Genomic DNA, 19,080 nt, shown 5'->3' on the forward strand with positions numbered 1-19,080 from the left:
TTGACAATCACCGCTGCCGTGATATGATAAATTTGAATAGGAAAATGTCATCATGATGGGACATCCACTAGGGGGGCCTTTAGAAAGGCTGAGATCAAAGTGTGCCTTTGAGACCCTTAGCACCTGATCTGGGTAATACCAGCGTAGGGAAGTGGAGAGGAGCTACACATGGGGTAAGGATGGTTTTGCCTTGCCTTGCGAAATGGTATGCCCAAGCCGCTTTCTTTACGCTAGTTAGTAAAGGAAGCGGCGTTTTTATTTTTTGGAAAAGGGGGAGAAAGAATGTCAATTGCCAAGCAAATTTGTGAAGCCGCCGAGCGGCGGCGAATATAAGTTTTTGAAGATGGCGTACCCGTTCGAATGATGACAGTCCGTTAGACTGACATTGATGGAGCGGGGGACGATTGTGGAAGGAGAGGCATGCGATGGTGAAGACAGCAAGAGGATTGAAGTTGGCTGACATTTTGACAACGATTGTGATTGCAATCGTGTTTGGTGTCATTTACAAAGTATGGTCCCCAGTATATGAAGTCGTGAAAGTGTTCGGGGTTCATGCCGATCAATTGGTTTACGGCATGTGGTTTATCGCTTCATCGCTTACCTATTTGCTCATCCGTAAGCCAGGAGTGGCGCTGCTTGCCGAAATTGCGGCTTCGTCCGGCGAATTGATCATGGGGTCGCAATGGGGGCTTGAGGTGCTCATTTATGGAGTTGTTCAAGGATTGTTTGCTGAGCTTGTGTTTGCGGCGTTCCGCTATCGGCGCTTTGACGTGTTCGTCGTATCGTTAAGCGCAGTCAGCGCCACGGTCGGTTCGCTCATCATGGACTTTTACAAAGGATATATCGAGGCGCTAGCCCCATGGAATATGGCGCTCTTTTTGCTGGCACGTTTTGTTGGTGCCATCCTCATTTCCGGCGTGTTCGCTGTCTCGTTGGCCAAGGCGCTTGAGAAAGCCGGGGTGACACAGATGTGGCGGCCAGCTTCAAAAGAAGATTATGATGCGCTGAACCGATAAGGCGGCTGATAAACGATGGGACATGGAATTACAATCGATCGGCTGCGCCTCAAATTTCCCGGACATCGTGAGCTGTTGTTTCACGATTTATCACTGTCGATTACCGCAGGGGAGAAAGTGCTCTTTCTTGGCCCATCTGGATGTGGCAAGTCAACGTTGTTGCAAGTGATGGCTGGCATCATTCCCAACTCAGTCGATGTGCCGATGAAGGCGGAACATCTCGAGCTGCCAAAACGGTGGGGCTATGTGTTTCAAGACCCGGATGCACAATTTTGCATGCCGTACGCGGATGAGGAAATCGCATTCGCTCTTGAAAATAGAGGGGTACCGCGCGAGGAGATGCCCGCCCGCATTCGCGCTCTTTTGGATCAAGTTGGGTTGACAATCGAACCGCATACGGATATTCATACACTCTCCGGCGGGATGAAACAGCGGCTGGCGCTCGCTTCCGTGCTTGCGCTTGAGCCGGAGGTCCTGTTTTTGGATGAGCCGACCGCACTGCTTGATGAGGAAGGGACAAAAGCAGTATGGCAAACTGTCAAGAAGGTGAGCCGCGATAAAACGGTCATCATCGTCGAACATAAAATCGATCATGTCCTTGACTTTGTTGATCGGATTGTGCTGCTCGGCCGTGATGGAAGAGTCATGGCTGATGGCAAGGCAAGAACAGTATTTTCCCAATATAAAGATGTCATCAGCGCTGAAGGCATTTGGCATCCGGGCGTTTGGGACGAATACGACCGGAGGGTACAGCGGCGGAAGTGGCGGGAAGGAGAAGAACTCCTTTGTCTTCGCGATTTTCGTGGTTTTCGCAAGCGGGAAGTGAAAATTAGCGTTTCCGAAGCGGTGGTGCGGGCAGGTGAATGGATTGCTGTCACTGGCCGAAATGGTGCCGGTAAGAGTACACTCTTGCACGCACTCATGCAGCTCATCCGTACACAAGGAGATTATCGGTTGTTAGGAGATGATGTCAAGCAGCGGCAGCCATTGCATCGTCATATCGCTTTTGTGTTTCAAAATCCGGAGTTCCAATTTGTCACCCATTCCGTACGGGATGAGCTCGCTTATTCGCTCCGGCTCGAGGGGCGTTCGAGCGAGGAAACAGAAGAAACAGTCGCCCGTCTTTTGCGCGAATTTGACCTTGTCGGCCAACAAGATACGCATCCGTACCAGCTGTCAGTCGGCCAAAAGCGTCGATTGAGTGTGGCTGCCTCCGTTGTTGCCGGCCAACGACTCTTTTTGCTTGATGAGCCGACATTTGGGCAGGATGCGAAAAATACGTTCGCTTTGCTCGAGATGCTTGAATCGTACCGTGAACAAGGGGCAGCGATTGTGATGGTCACTCACGATGAACAAATCGTCCGCCGCTTTGCGACGAGACGTTGGGTGATTGAAGGCGGAGCACTTGTCCAGGACGAGCGGTTAGGTATCCGGGAGTTGGCGTTCGCCGAAGGAGGAGCCGGGCAATGAAATGGGAGATTCACCGCCGTGAGACATGGCTTCATGAGACGAATCCGAGCTTGAAGTTGATCGTGCTCGTTATTCTCTTTTTTGCTGTTTTGTTCATTCATAATCCGAACGTACTGATCAATTTCTCGCTCGCCCTTTTTGTTTTGTTTTGCTTTGGGACGGGTTATTCGGCGAACGCACTTGTTTGGATGTTTTTGCCGTTCTTTCTCATCTTTGTTTCTACCGCTTCATCAATGATGATGTTTGGTGAAGGAAAGACGACATGGTTTCGCTGGGGGCTCATCCATGTTACGGAAGAGAGCTTTTGGCGCGGTGTGCATCTTGGGTTTCGCGCCTTGGCACTCGGGCTATTGGGTTTAATTTTTTCCTTGACGACCCGGCCGGTGCATCTATTTTACTCGCTGATGCAGCAGCTGAAGCTCAAGCCGAAATATGCGTACAGCTTTCTAGCAGCTGTCCGTTTGCTGCCGATGATGATTGAGGAGTTTCAAAACGTGCATTATGCTTTGAAAGTACGCGGCGTGCCGAATCGTGGAGGGTTTAGCAAAGTGAAACGCTACGCCATTCCGCTTTTATCGCAAAGCATTCGGCGCGCTCAGCGCATCGCGGTGGCGATGGAGGCGAAACAGTTTTCAGGCAGCGGCCCGCGCACGTTTTACTATGAAATCGGGTTTGGCAAATATGACGTTCTGTTTGTTATTTTGTTTGTCGTTTTGTTATTTGTTTCCTATCATGTTGGCATTCATTATCCGTACATTTCTATAAACGATGTACGGTAGAAAGAAAGGGATCTAGATGGGAACGCTTCATTTCGTTTCGACCGGTCGGCAGACGGCCGATGAGTTCGCCGCCATTTGTCAGCACATCCATCCGTACGCCGATTGCATTCATATTCGTGAAAAAGAGAAAACAGCGCGCGAGGTTGCCGCGTTTGTCACTGCGCTGCTTCGTGTCGGGGTGCCACCCCAAAAAATCATCGTCAATGACCGCGTCGATGTGGCTGCAGTGTATGGCGTCCATGGAGTGCAACTCGCCTACCATAGCCTACCGGTGCGGGCTGTCCGCCGCTCATTTCCGAGTTTGACAGTCGGATGCTCGGTGCATGGGCTGGCGGAGGCGAAGCAGGCGGAAGAGGACGGTGCCCACTTTTGTTTATTCGGCCATATTTTTCCGACCGCCAGCAAACCGGGGGTGCTTCCGCGCGGCGTAGACTTGCTGAAGGAAATAGCCGCTGCTGTACATATTCCCGTCATTGCCATCGGCGGCATCCATGCCGGCAATGCCCGCCGAGTGCTAGAAGCGGGGGCAGCGGGAGTGGCGGTGTTGTCGGCGATTTTTTTCGCAGCTGATCCGGTCAGTGAAGCGAAACGGCTAGCTGAAATTGTCAAGGGGGAGAGGATCAAGTGACTATACATTATTATGACGTTGCCATTGTTGGCGGTGGGGTGATCGGGGCGGCGGTGGCCTTCGAGCTTGCCAAACGGAAGTATCGCGTCGCGATTTTAGAAAAAGGAACGATGGCTGGTGAGTCGTCGAGCGCAGCCGCCGGCATGCTCGGAGCACAAGCAGAATTTTCTACGCCAAGTCCGCTCGTGCCGCTCGCCTTAAAAAGCAGGACCCTTATGCCGTCCTTGGCGGAAGAGTTGAAGGAACGAACGGGGATTGACATCGGCCTCGTCGAAAAAGGGATGATCAAAATAGCGACAACGGAGGAAGAGGCGGAAGATCTCCGCCGGCATTATACATTTTGGAGCGCGACGGACCAGCCGGTGCGCTGGCTGACGAAAGAGGAAGTGCTTGAGATTGAGCCCCGCCTCGCAATGGAAGCGATTGTTGGGGCCATGTACATTGAAGGCGACGGACAAGTGAGCGCCCCGGATTTGGCTGCTGCTCTCGTCCATGCTGCTGTATCAGCCGGCGCTCGCTTATATGAGTATACAGAAGTATTGAACATCCGTTCAGACGCCGGTGGGCATCACCTTGACACAACGGATGGAACATTTTCGGCTGAGGCGGTCGTCATCGCCTCGGGCGCCTGGGCGTCGCAGCTTGGCAACCTGCTTGGGCTTCCTCTTTCTGTGTCCCCAGTCAAAGGGGAGTGCGTCATGGTGCGTACACCGGTTCCGTTGTTGCAGGCGACCGTGTTTGCCAAAAACGGTTGCTATATTGTGCCGAAGCGAGGCAACCAACTGTTGATTGGTGCGACGTCCACTCCGGGCACATACGACCGGCATGTGTGCGCCGGCGGGGTCATGAATTTGCTTCATCGCGCTGCCCGCCTGCTTCCGGATGTCAAACAGGCAGAATGGGTGAGGGCGTGGAGCGGCATCCGTCCGCAGACGAAAGACGGTTTGCCATATATCGGCGAACATCCGGAGCGACACGGCGTGTTTGTCGCTGCCGGCCATTATCGAAACGGGATTTTGCTCAGCGCGATTACCGGGCAGCTAATGGCCGACTTAATCGAACGGAAAGAGCCTGAGGTTGATTTGTCACCGTTTTCTTTGACACGCCATTCAGAAGAAAAGGTGGGGATTGAATGACATTGATCGTTAACGGGGAGACGATCACCGTGCCCGATGAGGTGAAAACGGTTAGTGATTTGCTTTCGCATTTCCGGCTTGATAATAAACTGGCGATTGTGGAAGTCAACGTCCGCATTATTCAAAAGCATGAGTACGGAATAACGACGCTCGCGAATGGCGATCGCGTCGAAATCGTTCATTTTGTGGGAGGCGGTTGAGATGTTGAAAATCGGTCCATATGAATTTTCTTCACGGTTGTTGCTTGGAACGGGCAAATATCCGAGCCTAGATGTGCAAAAAGAAGCGGTGGAAGCATCGGGAGCGGAAATTTTGACGTTTGCGGTTCGGCGGATGAACATTTTTTCTCCGGAGCAGCCGAACTTTTTAGAGCAGCTCGACTTAAGCAAATATAAGCTGCTGCCAAACACTGCCGGGGCGAAAACAGCCGAAGAAGCGGTGCGCATCGCGCGGCTAGCGAAAGCATCGGGGTTATGTGATATGATTAAAGTAGAAGTGATTGGCTGTGACAAAACGTTGCTCCCGGATCCGGTTGAAACGTTAAAGGCAGCAGAAATGCTCCTTGAAGAAGGGTTTATCGTGTTGCCGTATACGTCTGATGACGTTGTGCTGGCAAGACGGCTGCAGGAGCTTGGCTGTCATGCGGTCATGCCAGGGGCGTCGCCAATCGGGTCAGGGCAAGGCATCATCAATCCGCTCAATTTGAGCTTCATCATCGAGCAAGCGACTGTGCCGGTTATTGTTGACGCCGGCATCGGCGGCCCGGCGGATGCAGCGCTGGCGATGGAGCTTGGTGCGGACGGGGTGTTGCTAAACACCGCTGTTTCTGGTGCAGCTGATCCAGTGAAAATGGCAAAAGCGATGAAGCTGGCGATTGAAGCGGGCCGACTTGGCTATGAAGCCGGGCGTATCCCGAAAAAGCGCTATGCGTCAGCGAGCAGCCCGATGGAAGGAATGAGTGTTGTTTGAACGAACGATATTCCCGACAGCAATTGTTTGCCCCAATCGGTGAGGCAGGACAAAAGAAAATACGGGAAAAGCATGTTGTCTTAATCGGCGCTGGAGCGCTTGGCACGGGCAATGCTGAAGCGCTCGTACGCGCTGGGATTGGCAAATTGACGATCATTGACCGCGACTACGTCGAATGGAGCAATTTACAGCGCCAGCAGTTATACAGCGAAGGGGATGCGAAAGAGCGGCTGCCAAAGGCGATCGCTGCCAAGCGACGTCTCGAACAAGTAAACAGTGATGTCCAGATTGAGGCCATTGTCGGGGATGCCGGTCCAGAGGAGTTGGAGGCGCTTGTGGCTGAGCAGCGCCCCCATTTACTGATTGATGCAACCGACAATTTTGACGCGCGCATGGTCATCAATGATGTCGCCTATAAATACAGCATTCCGTGGATCTACGGTGCCTGTGTCGGCAGCTACGGCTTAAGCTACGCCTTTATCCCCGGGCGCACACCGTGCCTATACTGCCTGCTAGAAACGGTGCCGCAAGGGGGCTTGACGTGCGACACGGCCGGTATTATTAGCCCGACGGTGCAAATGGTTGTTAGTTACCAGACGGCAGAAGCGTTGAAAATTTTAGTCGAAGACAGGGAGGCGTTACGCGGCAAGCTCGTCTCGTTTGATCTTTGGACGAACGAATATGCGGCCATTCGCATTGATGCAGTGAAAAGAGATAATTGTCCGACGTGCGGTCATGATCCGTCCTATCCGTTTCTTTCTTATGAACAGCAGACGAAGACGGCCGTGTTGTGTGGGCGTGATTCCGTGCAAATTCGCCCGTCTGCCCGTCGGCAATACGATTTAGATGAACTGGCAGCGTTATTTCGACGTCAAGGGCTTCAAGCTGAAGCAAACCCATATCTCGTCTCTGTTTCGATCGGCGACAAGAGGCTCGTCGTATTTGGTGACGGCCGTGCACTTGTGCACGGTACAAAAGACGTGCAAGAGGCGAAAACGATTTATTACCGGTATTTAGGGTAAAACCGTTGAGCATGAAGGGAGCATCTCTCGAACATACGGAATGGGGACGTCCGTGTCAAGGGGCGTCCCTCTCTTTTAGCTGTCACGAAACTGTCAAAAAACGTTCTTTCTTTGCCCGCTTCTCCCGCTTGTTAATATGGTACGATGAGAACGGGAGGGAAAGATGAATGGTTGAGTGGTCAATTACGCTGAATATCGCTTCATTGTTGGTGCTTATGTATTTTATAGGAGCTTGTTGGCTTGAATCCTAAAACGCGTCGGCGCGTCCCGGCGCGTTTTTATTTGGATGTATATGGAAATGAAACGCGTCAACTATAGCCAGTTGGCGAAAAATTTGTTATATTTAAAGTAAGGAATGGAAACCGACTGCGAACGACATGTGCAGCCATTTCCGCCCGGTGAAGCAAACTTTGCTTTCACAGGCATGTTTCGGTGAAAAAATGGATATGAATAACATAGTCATGTTCCTATAGGAGTGTGAAGATTCTTTGGAAGAGTGGCCGTTAAGGTTGTTCGGTTGGTTTTTTCTTTTCCTGCTCGTCAACGCATTGTTTGCTTCAGCCGAGGCGGCTTTTTCATCAGCAAGCAAAGCCCGGTTAAAGCATTATGCGGAAGAGCACCCACACAACCAGCGTCTCCAGGCAGTGATCGAACAGCTTGATCGTGCATTGTTGGCGCTTGCCATTGCCAACCGTCTGACGAGCATTACAGCGGTTGCGCTGTTTATTTATATCGCTGCTTCACTACTTGGGGAACAGACTGGTTTATTTGTCTCGATTGCGGTGATGACCATTTTGTCCATCGTCTTCAGTGACATTTTGCCAAAATCGATGGCGAAAGAGCAGGCAGAAACGCTTGCGATTCGGTATGTCAGCCTCGCCTATGGACTGATGAAACTCATGGCGCCCGTAACGGCATTGTTTCAAGCGATGAGGGAACGAATTTCCCGACGGTTCACCAACGGAGCTACGGCGCCGGCCGTCACGGAGGAAGATATCAAAGTGATGGTCGAGTTAAGTGAAGAAGAAGGAGTCATTGACAACAAGGAAAAAGAACTGATTCAACGTTCGCTCGATTTTGATGAGATTTTAGTCGAAGAAATTTTCACACCGCGTGCCGATATGGTGGCGGTTGAGGTGAATCAGCCGATTGAAGAGATTCGTGACGTATTTTTGGAAGAAAGGTACTCCCGCATTCCAGTATATGAAGGGGATATTGATAACGTCATTGGTATTTTATCGGAGAGTGACTTTTTCAGCGAACTTGTACAAAACCACGATGTGCGCATCCGTGAATTGTTGCGCCAGCCGCTGTTTGTCGTCGAGTCGATGAAAGTGTCCGACTTGCTGCCAGAACTGCAAAAAAGCAAAGTACACATGGCGATCGTCGTCGATGAGTTCGGCGGCACAGCCGGCTTGATTACGCTCGAGGATATTATCGAGCAAATCGTCGGCGAAATATGGGATGAACATGACGAAGCGGTGAAAACGGTGCGCCAAATCGATGAACATAGCTTTGAATTCAGCGCCGAACTACCGCTTGACGAATTTTGTGAAGTGATGAAGATCGATGTGCCAGAAAGCGAATCGCGTACGTTGGGTGGCTGGATTTTTGAAATGTTTGAACGCATTCCGGCAGTCGGCGAAACGTTGCAGTACGGTCCGTTGACGCTGACCGTTCGCCAAGTTGATAATCGACGCATTCGCAAAGTGCTTGTCTCTTTGAATCAACCACTCGCCGGACAGGCGGGAGGCATGTGACAGTGAGATGAAAGAGAGGCTGTCTCAAAAGGTCGTTAAACCGACCTTTTGGGGACAGCCTCTGTTTCTTTTCTTTACTATTTGGTTATTTATTCCTTTTTTGAAGCAGGAATTTCTCCTTATTTCTGAATTTTATCCTGTTTTTTCTTTGTTGGATCGGTTGTGGCCGCCCACTTTCTCAAATTGTGAGCAGCACAAATAAGCCCCCATTCCAAGGTAATTTTTGGGAGCCCTCTTAACAAAAAGCGCTGAAATTGCTGGTTGTGCTTGATTTGCCCAAACACCGGCTCGTTTTCGATTTGTCGTTTTCGGTACGTCGCCGCCCCTTCTTCCGTGGACAGCCGTTTACGGATCTCCTGCCGTTGTTGTTGATTTTTCAAGGAAACGCGGATGGTTTTCGTGTCTTTGCCTTTGGCGCATGCCGTCTGAAACGGGCATCCGGCACAAGCCGTACAACGATACGTCCGTTTGACGGTAACGTACCCGTTGTCGGTCGTTTCCTTCCGTTCATACACAAACACCAACCGTTCCCCTTTGGCGCAAATCCACTCATCCAGCTCCTCATCATACGTCATGTTCTCGATTCGGCCGATCTCCTTCGCCCACGCTTTCGTTTGTTCCCGATCCAACGTGTTGTACTTGATCAGGGCGACTATCTCCTTTTTCTCACAGTACGTGTAGTTCTCCTCACTCCCATAGGCGGAATCCGCAATGGCTTGTTTAGGCATTGGACGCCCATAGGCGGCCAATTGCTCCAAATGCGGAATGAAACATCCGGCATCCCCTGCCCGTTGATGCACGCTAAATCCAGTGATGAATTGGTTCTCTGTCCCAATCTGCACATTGTACCCCGGTTTGAGCTGGCCGTTTTTCATATGGTCGTCCTTCATCCGCATAAACGTGGCATCCGGATCCGTTTTCGAAAAACTGTTCCGTTCGCCTAATCTTTCTTTGTATTCTTCATATTTTTTCTTACGGGGGAGAAGATCTTGTTCCAATTGCCGTTTGGCTTTCTTTAACGTACGATTCTTCGGCTCTTTCTTTAGGCGCTCTTCCACTTGTTCGATGACGGCTTCGATCCTTTCGGACGTGATCGGTGAAGCTTCCAGCTTTTCTTGAAAATCCCCCTCTTGTTCCGCCTCTTCATCTTCTTTCGTCACCTGTTCGATCGAGGCAACGATTTTCCGGAATTTCTCCTCCAGTTTCTGATCGTACTTTTCCGTTGATTTGCGCCAAACGAATGTATATCGGTTGGCATTGGCCTCGATTTTCGTTCCATCCAGAAAATAATCCTCTAACTTGACCAACCCTTCTTGACGCAGAAGATCGACAATGGAGAAAAACGTTTCGTAAATGATGTCCTTCATCCGTTCCGACCGAAATCGGTTGATCGTGCGAAAATCCGGTGTTTGATGGCCGGATAGCCACATAAAGTAAATGTTTTCTTTCAACTGCTTGGCGATTTGGCGAGAGGAGTAGATCCGATTGGCGTAGGCATACAGGATGACTTTCAACATCATTTTCGGATGATAGGCTGGACGCCCTCCGCCAGGATAGAGGGAAACGAACAGAGCCGGATCCATTTTTTCCACTGCCAGATCCACGATCCGGCAAAGATGATGTTTGGGAATGAAAATTTCAAGATCCATTGGCAAAATGAGTTGATCTCGGTTATAATAAATGTACATAAGAAAACCGTCCTTTCTTTGGTAGGGTTGTGGTGACTCTATTATACCAAAAGAGGAACGGTTTTCTTCTTTTTTATCCAAAAAAGTGTCCCAAAAGCGAACGCTATGCGAACACTTTTGGGACATCCTCTTTTGCCATCTATTATGAAGTTGTCTGTGAAATGATTATTGAACGTTACCGAATTGGCCACCGAGTTGTTGTTGAGCCATTGCTACAAGGCGTTTCGTAATTTCGCCGCCGACCGAACCGTTTGCACGGGAAGTCGTATCAGCGCCAAGGTTGACACCAAACTCTTGAGCGATCTCGAATTTCATTTGGTCGATGGCTTGTTGGGCGCCAGCGACTAACAGTTGGTTATTGTTATTGTTGCGTGCCATAACTGATCATCTCCTCTTGTAAATTTTAATGGCTGGGTTGGCTGGATTTGCACCAGCACTACACGCCGTAAGGCGTGCTGCCAAGCTTGGCTGAACCCAACGTCCACCCGCTTTTGCCTTCGCCAGCATAGGTGTTGTGGCGAGTGCCTCTTTTGCTGGTGGTACTCATAGTTTGAGTTGTTTTTAGTCCGTTATTCATCTTGATTATATGGTAATTTTTTACGTTTTATCGCTGCTATCATTAGGGAATATGTAAAATAAGGAGCATCTTATAGGAGGAAACAGCATGAATGTATGCCCGCTTTGCAACGGGCTGCGCCAGATAACGGTATATTGCAGCTACTGCCGGCAGCCAATGGAAGACCAAGGAAAAATTACGGACTATTTTGATGATTACAGTCCGTATATGGATGGGGACCTTATGAAGCTTGTTGATGGTTACCCGTACACATATACGAATCATGAGTGTGTTCATTTGTTTTATTGTCCGCATTGTCAAGAAGAGGAAGTACGTTTTATTAAAGAGTAGGCTCTAGCACAATGCTAGAGCCTACTAAATCTATATAGAAACAAATGGGGGCTTACTTTTCATCTGCAGAGCGAATACGCCGTTCCGTTTCGATGTCAAAGAAATGCGCTTTGTTCATATCGAGTGCAAGATCGAGGCGGTGACCCGGCTTAATTTCGGTGCGAGCATCAATGCGAGCGACAAACTCTTGGCCGTCGATGTTCGAGTAAATCATCGATTCAGCACCAAGCAGCTCAGCGACTTCGACGTGAGCCGTAATTTTTGTTGCCGGTGAAGCCTCTAAGAAGAGCGGCTCGTCGTGAATATCTTCCGGACGAATCCCTAAAATGACTTCCTTGCCAATGTACCCTTGGTCGCGCAATACTTTCATTTTTCCTTCCGGAATGCCAAACGATGTGTTACCGACAACAAACTTGCCGTCTTGCAGCGTCCCTTTAATAAAGTTCATGGCCGGGGAACCGATAAAGCCGCCGACAAAAACATTTTCCGGTCTTTCATACACTTCGCGCGGCGTTCCAACTTGCTGGATGACGCCGTCTTTCATGACAACAAGGCGAGTTGCCATCGTCATCGCTTCCGTTTGGTCGTGGGTAACGTAAATCGTCGTCGTTTCCAAACGTTGGTGGAGCTTGGCGATTTCCGAACGCATTTGCACGCGCAGTTTCGCATCCAAGTTCGAAAGCGGTTCATCCATTAAAAATACTTTCGCGTCGCGGACAATCGCACGTCCCAACGCTACGCGTTGACGCTGTCCACCGGAGAGCGCTTTCGGTTTCCGGTCTAAGTATTGTTCGAGTCCGAGGATGCGAGCTGCCTCGCGGACGCGTTTGTCGATTTCTGCTTTCGGGAACTTGCGCAACTTTAAGCCGAATGCCATGTTGTCATAAACGCTCATATGTGGATAAAGGGCATAGTTTTGGAACACCATGGCGATGTCACGGTCTTTCGGCGGCACATCGTTCATCCGCTTGCCATCGATATAGAGATCACCTTTTGAAATTTCCTCAAGACCGGCGACCATCCGCAATGTTGTCGATTTGCCGCAGCCGGACGGACCGACAAAGACGATAAATTCCTTATCTTGAATATGTAAATTAAAGTCTTTAACGGCGGTGACATTGTTGTCGTAAATTTTGTAAATATGGTCAAGAATGAGTTCTGCCATCGTGAATCCCCCTGTTATTGAAATCGTTTTCCTATAGTAATAGTGTATAGAAAAATACGAACATTCGTAAATGGACAAGGTGCACAAAAAATGCCGCCTGTTTTCGGCGACATGACGAGATGGCGTATCAGCGGTTAAGTAAGGCGGCGATGCAAAATAGCTAAGTAGATCGCCACTGCTCCCTTAAATCGCTTGATGTCAATACCGGTTTGCTCCGTCCACTTATCGATCCGGTATTGCAAACTGTTTCGGTGCATGTATAGTTTTTTCGCCGCCATGGAGACGTTTAAATTGCATTGTAAAAATGTCTCCATCGCTCGTATTTCATCTTCATCAAATTGATCAAGGAACGATAAGATTCGGTCGGTCTTATCATCGCTCTCAGCGCTAAGGAGAGGAAGTGGAATGGCATCTTCCCACTCATACACCGTTTGCTTCGGCCAAAAGCGACGAGCGGCGGAAAAACATTCTTTTTCGAGGAGAAACGACTCGTGTAATCGATCATCGACAGGGCGGACCGGGCCGATGAATAGATGGATCGTAGTGTAAAAATCGGCGGCGAGCGCGTCAGCCATTTCCGCCAGCAAGGGCAGTTCAGCCGTCCGTTTTTGCTTGGCTTCGATGATTAGTCCGTTCTTGTCTTTGTCCCAAACGATCGTTATCGGGGACTCAAACAAGTTGTGGATCGTTTCGGCAAACTCGGTTTTATTTGTGATCGGCTGATTGACGGTAAAGTGAATCAGACGGCAGTACGGGGTGGTCAACATGGCAGGCGCTGACGGGTCACCGTTTTCCATCCACCGTTTCCACACTCGCTCCTCTTCACTTTCACGTTCCCGACGATGTTCGGTTGGAGTCAAAAACAGCGCTAACAATCGCCGTTCTCGTTTCGTTAACCGCTGTTTGGCGATGCCGATTTCATCGCCATCGGCGGTGTAAAACCATTCATATGCCTCTGGGTGTTCCGGCTGGCCGTTAATGACGATATCCCCTTCATAAAGTGACTCGAGCTCCTTTAACATCGCGGCGCAACCCTTTCTATCGTTTTTCATTCATTATAACAAAAAGCCGACTTTCCCGGCGGAGGGAAAATCGGCTCATCGGTCAATCGCCTGCTTCATAAGGCGGTTCCTCTTTTACAAGGTCGCGCGCTTCTTCGATATTCACCTCATCATCGTGGCCGTACACATTACCGCCGGCCATCCCTTCATTAATCATGCGGTCGATATCCATATAATACTCATCGCGGCCTTCGTATAAAGCGTCTTGGCGTCCGGCTTCTTTCCGTTCCATCGTCTTGCTCCTTCCTCATTGTTTTTTCTAGTTTGTGCGGAATCGGCATACATTATCCGCTGGCTTCATATGGATAGAGCAGAACAAGCGAGGAGGAGTGATATGGCATGATCGTTCCCATTCAAAAGTTGATCAAAACGACCATCGTAGCTGAGAAAAAGGCGAGGCAGCTTGCCGAGATCAGAAAGGACGAGCCAACATGGACTAGCTACTTAGATGAGGCGCGGCGGCAACGGCAACTCTGGCAATATGTGCACTATTTAGTGGCTGGCGTTGATGTACAATGCGGTGAAGGAAGAGAGAGAAAAGAAGTGGAGACCAGCCGTTTTGACTTGCTGCAATCTCTTGCTGAGGCAGAATGGGAAAAGGCAAAGTTATGCCAGGACATTAGTGGACGACTGGATGGCGCGGCCAAACAGGCAGTCAGCCAAGTGTTTCGCCAAGCTCTTCGATACAGCAGTGAGTTTTTGGCTATGGCGCAAGATGAGCTAATTCGGCAAACAGCTGATTGAGCCTCCTGAGCCGATGCATTTCAATTTCCGGCTCATCAAACACCATCGGTTTGGCATTGATTTCATAAATGTACAGCTGCCGCTCACGACTGACGCCGATGTCAGCGGAAAACTCTCCGACAAAGCCGAATCGCTCGCTGAGCCGCTTTCCGCTCAGCGCAATCAGCTGCTCGAGCTCCTGTTCATCGATACGTTCTTTGACTTCTGTGTATGGCAACACCGTTCCACCATGAAAGACATGGGTTGTCACTGACTGTGTCCTAGCAAGACGGACACCGATGCCGGTAATTGTGTAGCGGTCGTGTTGCCAATGAGCAAGCACGCGCAAATCGTAGCGGCAACCATTCCATGTGTCGGCGTCCGCTGCTGCTTGAACAATGTAACGGCACGATTGGACAAGCGGTGCCAGTTCATCGAGCGACTCCAGCCGTTTTTGGCTGCGGGGGGATTCGCAGACAACCGCCGCCCCAGGCAAAGCGGTGAGGCGGAACAATCCACTTCCTCTTGACCCATTATCTTGTTTTACATAGATGCAACCGTATTGATCAAGCCAGGCGCGTACATCGTCCACCTTGTCAACAAGTGCAGTCGGCAACAAATACGGCCAAAGCCGACGATCAGTCCGCAATGCGTCGTAAACGTCCGATTTGCGGAAAAAGGAGCGGTTGACGAGCGGGATGTTATGGGCGGCAAGCCGGGCGACTGCGGTTTGAAACGGCTCGGTTTGTTCTTCTTTCCAGCTTTTTATTCGATTGTAGACGACATCTGGCAACGGAGTGAGTGCTTCAACAAAACGCTCAAGCGACGGGACGAATACATAGCCGGAAACTGTTTTTTCACCGATGCTGGTGGCCGCACTGACGATGGCGATGCCACCGTCGGCATGGATCGAGCGAATGACTGTCTCAAGCCATCGCTTTTTCCTGCTAAGCAAGGCAGGGATAGATGATTCGCTCACTAAAATACCGACAAGCGGCCCGACCCGTCTGCCTTTCGTTCGGACAGCAAACGTGAGATCAGGAAGAGAAGCGGCGAAGGCGAGCTGACCGTTGCCAAATCGGTAAAGTCCCTTCCTTTCCTTGCAAACCCACTCACCGGTGTCGCGTCGGAAGCCGATTGTGATCATGACCAAAGCGCCTCTGGTTCGGTGATGGCTGTTTTGCTTAGGTGGACAGCATAAGCGAGCGGCAGCAATACCGTGCGCTCATCGGCTTCTTTGAGCCCTGGGTGCTGAAAAATCGAACGTCCTGGTTTGGAGTTGGCTTCGAACATCCAAATTTCCCCTTGTTTATCTACACCAAGATCAAAGCCAATTTCACCGATCAATGTTTCTGATGTTTCATCAAGGCACCGGCTAAGCGTGAGAGCGACATGATTCAGGCGGGTTAGCATGTTGTTTCGCTGAGCAGTGTCCGGAAAAATTTCTTCGAGCGTTTTGACGATTCCACCGCTGTTCATATGAGTGGTGATGCTTTGTCTTCCGGCGATTTTGGCCGCGATAGCGCTCACTTGCCATTGGCCGTATTCGTTTTTATTGGTGTGGACGCGAAAATCCGTCGGTCGACCATTGACGGTCATGAGCGGCACAGCCTGCTGAATGACATAGCGATGAAGCGGCGCGTCGGTGAGTAAATGATGCCATAGCGCCATGGCAGTTGGAAACACGGCGGTTTTCGTTTCTCCTTGTTCGTCGCGAGAGCGGCATTCGTAGACATTGTTTTTTTTCGTCAAATGATAGATGCCGCGGCCGAGGCTGCCATCAGCCGGTTTCACGTATGCTTCCGTGTAGCGGGTGAGAAACTGTTCGATCGTCTGCTTTGTGATGTGTGCGGATGTCGCTGGCAAATATGGTTGTGCTTCAGGATGGGCGGCAAGCCGGCGGTAAATATCCCATTTGTTAAAAAAATGGCCGTTAAAGACCGGAATGCCATAGGCGGTTTGCAGTGTCTCGGTGACCGTTTGAAACATTTCGCTATTTTCGATGCGCCGGTTTGGCAGGCGGTTGTAAATGACCGTTGGCAATGGAACCGTATGGCGTTCCCAGCCTCGTTCTGTATAAAAATAGCCGTTGACCGTTCCGTTTTCCCAATCGATATGGGGGGTGCCGAACAAAAAGGCAAATCCACCGACTTGCTTCTCTTGCGCCAACAACTTGGCGAAAAAGAAGCTCCGGCTTCCAACAGGGCGATGGAGCGACTTGGTGAACCCAGCGGTCAAAATGCCGACAAGCGGGCCGAAATGGACGGCTTCTGCAGTCAAAAAGACATGAACGTTAGCGGCAAATGGAATGGATAGGCGCCGGGCGACGTCACTTGTTATGATCACACAGTCAGTGAGTGTGGAAGAGGATACAATTCGGCATGGGACAAGCAGGCTGCCAAACGCAGCTGCCGTTTGTCCAGACGCTTGAACTGAAGCCGGCAAGGTGACCGTGTTTTCTCCTGTTTCGTCAATCATTAACGTATAAGTCATCGGCTATTCACCCCGCTTGCTAAAAACAAACAGTAGCGGAGCGGTGCTTCATAGATCGCGTTTTGCTGCTCGGGTGGGAGAATGTTGATCACTTTTCTTCCCGGTTTCGAATTCACATCCAAAATCCAGACCGCCCCGTTGTCAGCCACGCCAAGGTCTAAGCCAATCTCAAACAGCGAGCCGAATTCGTTGTCGATATAAGTTGGCAGTGTGCGGATGATCGTTTCGATGCCATCAAGGACTAAGACGCGCTTTGGAGAAGGCAGGTAATCGAGCCAATCGGCAAACGGTCGAATATCGGCGCCAGATCGGATGTTCGCTACCCATGTTCCCGGACGTCCGACTCGCACAGCCCGTACCCGTTCGACCCAACGGCCGCCTTCATCTTTTTGCAATAAAAAGCGGAGATCAAACGGTTCGTGTGCCGGGGTGGACAGCGAAAGAAGAGGCTGCAGCATATAACTATCGCGGCGGTTCAAAGAGGTAACGAGCTTCTCAAGCTCTCTCCGGCGTGCAATGACCGCCCGTTCTTGACCGAGCCCGTCTTGGACGGATAACGTTTTTCCTTGTTTTTGAATAACGTAAATGCCGCGCCCGCTGGAACCGTGCATCGGTTTGGCGACGACGGCTTGTTCATGGCGGAGAAGCTCGAGTATGTCATCGGTGTGTTCAAGGCGAACAGTAGGCGGTACATACGCTGACAAAAGCGGATGGGTAGAAAGCGATTCAAACACATCCCATTTGCCCGGCAATCCGTAGCCTAAAAAGACTAAATCAGGTCGCTGTTTCAGCCAATGCATAATCGGTTTTGCTTTTTTTGAACGGTCGTCATGACCGTAAAAGCAGCGGTCGTATAAAAACGGCGGAATAGTAAAAACGGCATCCATCCATTCGTTCGTCTCCGGCTGAAAGACAAAGCCGTGAACATGTTCTGTCTGTGGGTCGATATTTAGTGGCGAAAAACGATAAACCGAAATGCCATAGTGATTGGCGCGTTTGGCCACCTCGGTAAAATATGTGAGCTCTTGTTGTTCGTCAAGAGTGACAAAACCGAGTGAAATCAACATCGTTCACTCCTTTTCCTCCATCAATGTCAAACAATACTCGATGATCGCTTTCGCCGATGGGCGAACAGTTTGTGGAGCGGACGTCATATCCGTTTGTTTCGACGGCTTTGTATTCACTTCAATGATCCATGGCTGATCATGAACATCGATGGCGAGATCAATGCCCAACTCCCCGTATAACCCTTCCGCCTCAAGCGCCAGCACGGTTGCTGCTTCCATCGCAATTTCTTTGAGAAGTTGTTTTTGTTGGAAAGCGTCTGACGCCGTATACCATTCCCTCAATACCGTATTGATCGCCATCAGTTCCCCGCCGCGAGCGAGGTTGGCGACAAACTGGTCGGGCGGCGCCACACGGGCAACCGCTGAGGTGACGCGCCAATGATTGTTGCGGACGCGATGGCAAAGGAGTCGGAAATCGACCGGTCGGCCGTCAATCGTGTGGATCTCCAGTCCTTGCTGAATGATCATTGGAGCCTTCGTTCGACGTCGCAAAGCGGAAACTAAAGTATCTATCGAGCTGTATGTGGTTGTCGAAGCGGAAGTGGAATGACGGAGGCGAATGGTGCCGTCCGAACGTTCAAGACGGAAAATTCCCCGCCCTTGGCTGCCGTGGATCGGTTTAAGAAAGACAGATGGGAAGGCGGTGAGAAAGGCTTCAAGCGTATCTTCATTGCTCCATAACGCCGTTTTTGGCAAATACGGATGCAAGTACTCATGTTGCTCGAAGTAGCGGTACACTTCCCATTTGTGCAAAAAACGATGATTGAACATCGATCCGCCTTCTACAGCAAGCCGGGTGAGCAATTCAGCAAACAAAGGGGAATGTTCCGATTGTCGCGAGTGGAGCCGGTTGTAGATGACGTCAGCTGGAGGCACGTCCCGTTTCATCCATTCGCCGCCAATCCACTGGTAGCCGATGCGTTGCAAATAAAGCGACGGCGATGTGACGTAAAAAAAGAGGCCGCGCTCTTTTGCGCACTGCGCTAATTCCTCACAAAAACAATGAATAGAGCCAAACGATGGTTGTTCAGTTGTTTCCGTTATTTCCGTTAACACTGCAACGGTTCGTTGTTCGCTCATCGCAGTCCCTCATTTGCGCATTCATCAGGCAAGCTCTATAATGAAAAATTAGGCAAACGTTTATATCGTATCGTATGATGAGGGCTGCCGTTTGGTGACAGCGGCACAGACGAAAG

General features: G+C 50.4%; 20 protein-coding genes and 1 riboswitch. Of the genes, 11 read left to right on the plus strand and 9 right to left on the minus strand.

What is annotated here, in order from left to right:
- The first annotated feature begins 59 nt into the window (after positions 1–59).
- Positions 60–167, plus strand: a riboswitch (TPP riboswitch).
- Positions 168–425: 258 nt separating this feature from the next.
- The 9 genes from IC804_RS13095 (at position 426) to IC804_RS13135 (ending at position 8,780) form a co-directional block, all read left to right on the plus strand.
- Entirely contained in the window at positions 426–1,016 is a 591-nt protein-coding gene (locus tag IC804_RS13095; RefSeq protein WP_011886846.1) for an ECF transporter S component, read from the plus strand.
- Positions 1,017–1,031: 15 nt separating this feature from the next.
- Entirely contained in the window at positions 1,032–2,486 is a 1,455-nt protein-coding gene (locus IC804_RS13100; RefSeq protein ID WP_008881621.1) for an ABC transporter ATP-binding protein, read from the plus strand.
- On the plus strand, positions 2,483–3,265 hold the full coding sequence (locus tag IC804_RS13105) for an energy-coupling factor transporter transmembrane component T family protein (protein WP_008881620.1): 783 nt from the start codon (positions 2,483–2,485) through the stop codon (positions 3,263–3,265). The genes IC804_RS13100 and IC804_RS13105 overlap by 4 nt, the downstream gene beginning before the upstream one ends.
- A gap of 16 nt (positions 3,266–3,281) precedes the next feature.
- Positions 3,282–3,893, plus strand: a complete 612-nt coding sequence (gene tenI, locus IC804_RS13110) for a thiazole tautomerase TenI (protein ID WP_008881619.1) — start codon at positions 3,282–3,284, stop codon at positions 3,891–3,893.
- Complete coding sequence (gene thiO, locus IC804_RS13115) at positions 3,890–5,029, plus strand: glycine oxidase ThiO (protein WP_011886847.1); 1,140 nt, start codon at positions 3,890–3,892, stop codon at positions 5,027–5,029. Before tenI ends, thiO begins: the two co-directional genes overlap by 4 nt.
- Positions 5,026–5,229: a sulfur carrier protein ThiS gene (thiS, locus tag IC804_RS13120; protein WP_008881617.1), complete on the plus strand. Its 204-nt coding sequence runs from the start codon at positions 5,026–5,028 to the stop codon at positions 5,227–5,229. Before thiO ends, thiS begins: the two co-directional genes overlap by 4 nt.
- 1 nt (position 5,230) lies before the next feature.
- On the plus strand, positions 5,231–5,998 hold the full coding sequence (locus IC804_RS13125) for a thiazole synthase (protein WP_081157341.1): 768 nt from the start codon (positions 5,231–5,233) through the stop codon (positions 5,996–5,998).
- The gene (locus tag IC804_RS13130) at positions 5,995–7,020 is read left to right on the plus strand and encodes a thiazole biosynthesis adenylyltransferase ThiF (protein ID WP_081157342.1); all 1,026 of its coding nucleotides are present in this window, start codon (positions 5,995–5,997) and stop codon (positions 7,018–7,020) included. Before IC804_RS13125 ends, IC804_RS13130 begins: the two co-directional genes overlap by 4 nt.
- A 488-nt stretch (positions 7,021–7,508) precedes the next feature.
- Entirely contained in the window at positions 7,509–8,780 is a 1,272-nt protein-coding gene (locus IC804_RS13135) for a hemolysin family protein (protein WP_081157343.1), read from the plus strand.
- A 119-nt stretch (positions 8,781–8,899) separates the two neighbouring features.
- Here IC804_RS13135 and IC804_RS13140 read toward each other — a convergent pair whose 3' ends face one another.
- Entirely contained in the window at positions 8,900–10,468 is a 1,569-nt protein-coding gene (locus tag IC804_RS13140) for an IS1182 family transposase (RefSeq protein ID WP_190300613.1), read from the minus strand.
- A 165-nt stretch (positions 10,469–10,633) separates the two neighbouring features.
- A complete protein-coding gene (locus IC804_RS13145) occupies positions 10,634–10,846 on the minus strand; it encodes an alpha/beta-type small acid-soluble spore protein (protein ID WP_008881613.1) in 213 nt (70 codons plus the stop codon).
- A 286-nt stretch (positions 10,847–11,132) separates the two neighbouring features.
- Here IC804_RS13145 and IC804_RS13150 point away from each other — a divergent pair, with 286 nt between their 5' ends.
- A complete protein-coding gene (locus IC804_RS13150) occupies positions 11,133–11,375 on the plus strand; it encodes a hypothetical protein (RefSeq protein ID WP_008881612.1) in 243 nt (80 codons plus the stop codon).
- A gap of 52 nt (positions 11,376–11,427) precedes the next feature.
- Here IC804_RS13150 and IC804_RS13155 read toward each other — a convergent pair whose 3' ends face one another.
- The 3 genes from IC804_RS13155 to IC804_RS13165 all read right to left on the minus strand — a co-directional run bounded on the left by IC804_RS13155 (position 11,428) and on the right by IC804_RS13165 (position 13,833).
- Positions 11,428–12,540 (minus strand): ABC transporter ATP-binding protein, encoded by a 1,113-nt coding sequence (locus IC804_RS13155; RefSeq protein ID WP_008881611.1) that lies wholly within the window; start codon positions 12,538–12,540, stop codon positions 11,428–11,430.
- A 134-nt stretch (positions 12,541–12,674) separates the two neighbouring features.
- On the minus strand, positions 12,675–13,562 hold the full coding sequence (locus IC804_RS13160) for a PucR family transcriptional regulator (RefSeq protein ID WP_008881610.1): 888 nt from the start codon (positions 13,560–13,562) through the stop codon (positions 12,675–12,677).
- 82 nt (positions 13,563–13,644) lie between these two features.
- Positions 13,645–13,833: a hypothetical protein gene (locus IC804_RS13165; RefSeq protein WP_008881609.1), complete on the minus strand. Its 189-nt coding sequence runs from the start codon at positions 13,831–13,833 to the stop codon at positions 13,645–13,647.
- 107 nt (positions 13,834–13,940) lie between these two features.
- Between IC804_RS13165 and IC804_RS13170 the strand changes: the two genes are divergently transcribed.
- Positions 13,941–14,345: a hypothetical protein gene (locus IC804_RS13170; RefSeq protein ID WP_029761453.1), complete on the plus strand. Its 405-nt coding sequence runs from the start codon at positions 13,941–13,943 to the stop codon at positions 14,343–14,345.
- Here the strand turns inward: IC804_RS13170 and IC804_RS13175 are convergent.
- From IC804_RS13175 to IC804_RS13190, 4 genes are read right to left on the minus strand one after another with little or no spacing between them, the layout of a single operon-like run.
- Positions 14,305–15,471 (minus strand): YheC/YheD family endospore coat-associated protein, encoded by a 1,167-nt coding sequence (locus IC804_RS13175; protein ID WP_011886854.1) that lies wholly within the window; start codon positions 15,469–15,471, stop codon positions 14,305–14,307. The two genes, IC804_RS13170 and IC804_RS13175, sit on opposite strands and share 41 nt — an antisense overlap.
- Positions 15,468–16,817 (minus strand): YheC/YheD family endospore coat-associated protein, encoded by a 1,350-nt coding sequence (locus tag IC804_RS13180; protein ID WP_011886855.1) that lies wholly within the window; start codon positions 16,815–16,817, stop codon positions 15,468–15,470. The genes IC804_RS13175 and IC804_RS13180 overlap by 4 nt, the downstream gene beginning before the upstream one ends.
- Complete coding sequence (locus tag IC804_RS13185; protein WP_172437898.1) at positions 16,814–17,881, minus strand: YheC/YheD family endospore coat-associated protein; 1,068 nt, start codon at positions 17,879–17,881, stop codon at positions 16,814–16,816. The genes IC804_RS13180 and IC804_RS13185 overlap by 4 nt, the downstream gene beginning before the upstream one ends.
- 6 nt (positions 17,882–17,887) lie before the next feature.
- Entirely contained in the window at positions 17,888–18,964 is a 1,077-nt protein-coding gene (locus tag IC804_RS13190) for a YheC/YheD family endospore coat-associated protein (protein WP_008881604.1), read from the minus strand.
- Positions 18,965–19,080: the final 116 nt, after the last annotated feature.

The organism is Geobacillus sp. 47C-IIb (assembly GCF_014679705.1).
In the GTDB taxonomy this organism is placed as follows: domain Bacteria; phylum Bacillota; class Bacilli; order Bacillales; family Anoxybacillaceae; genus Geobacillus; species Geobacillus thermodenitrificans.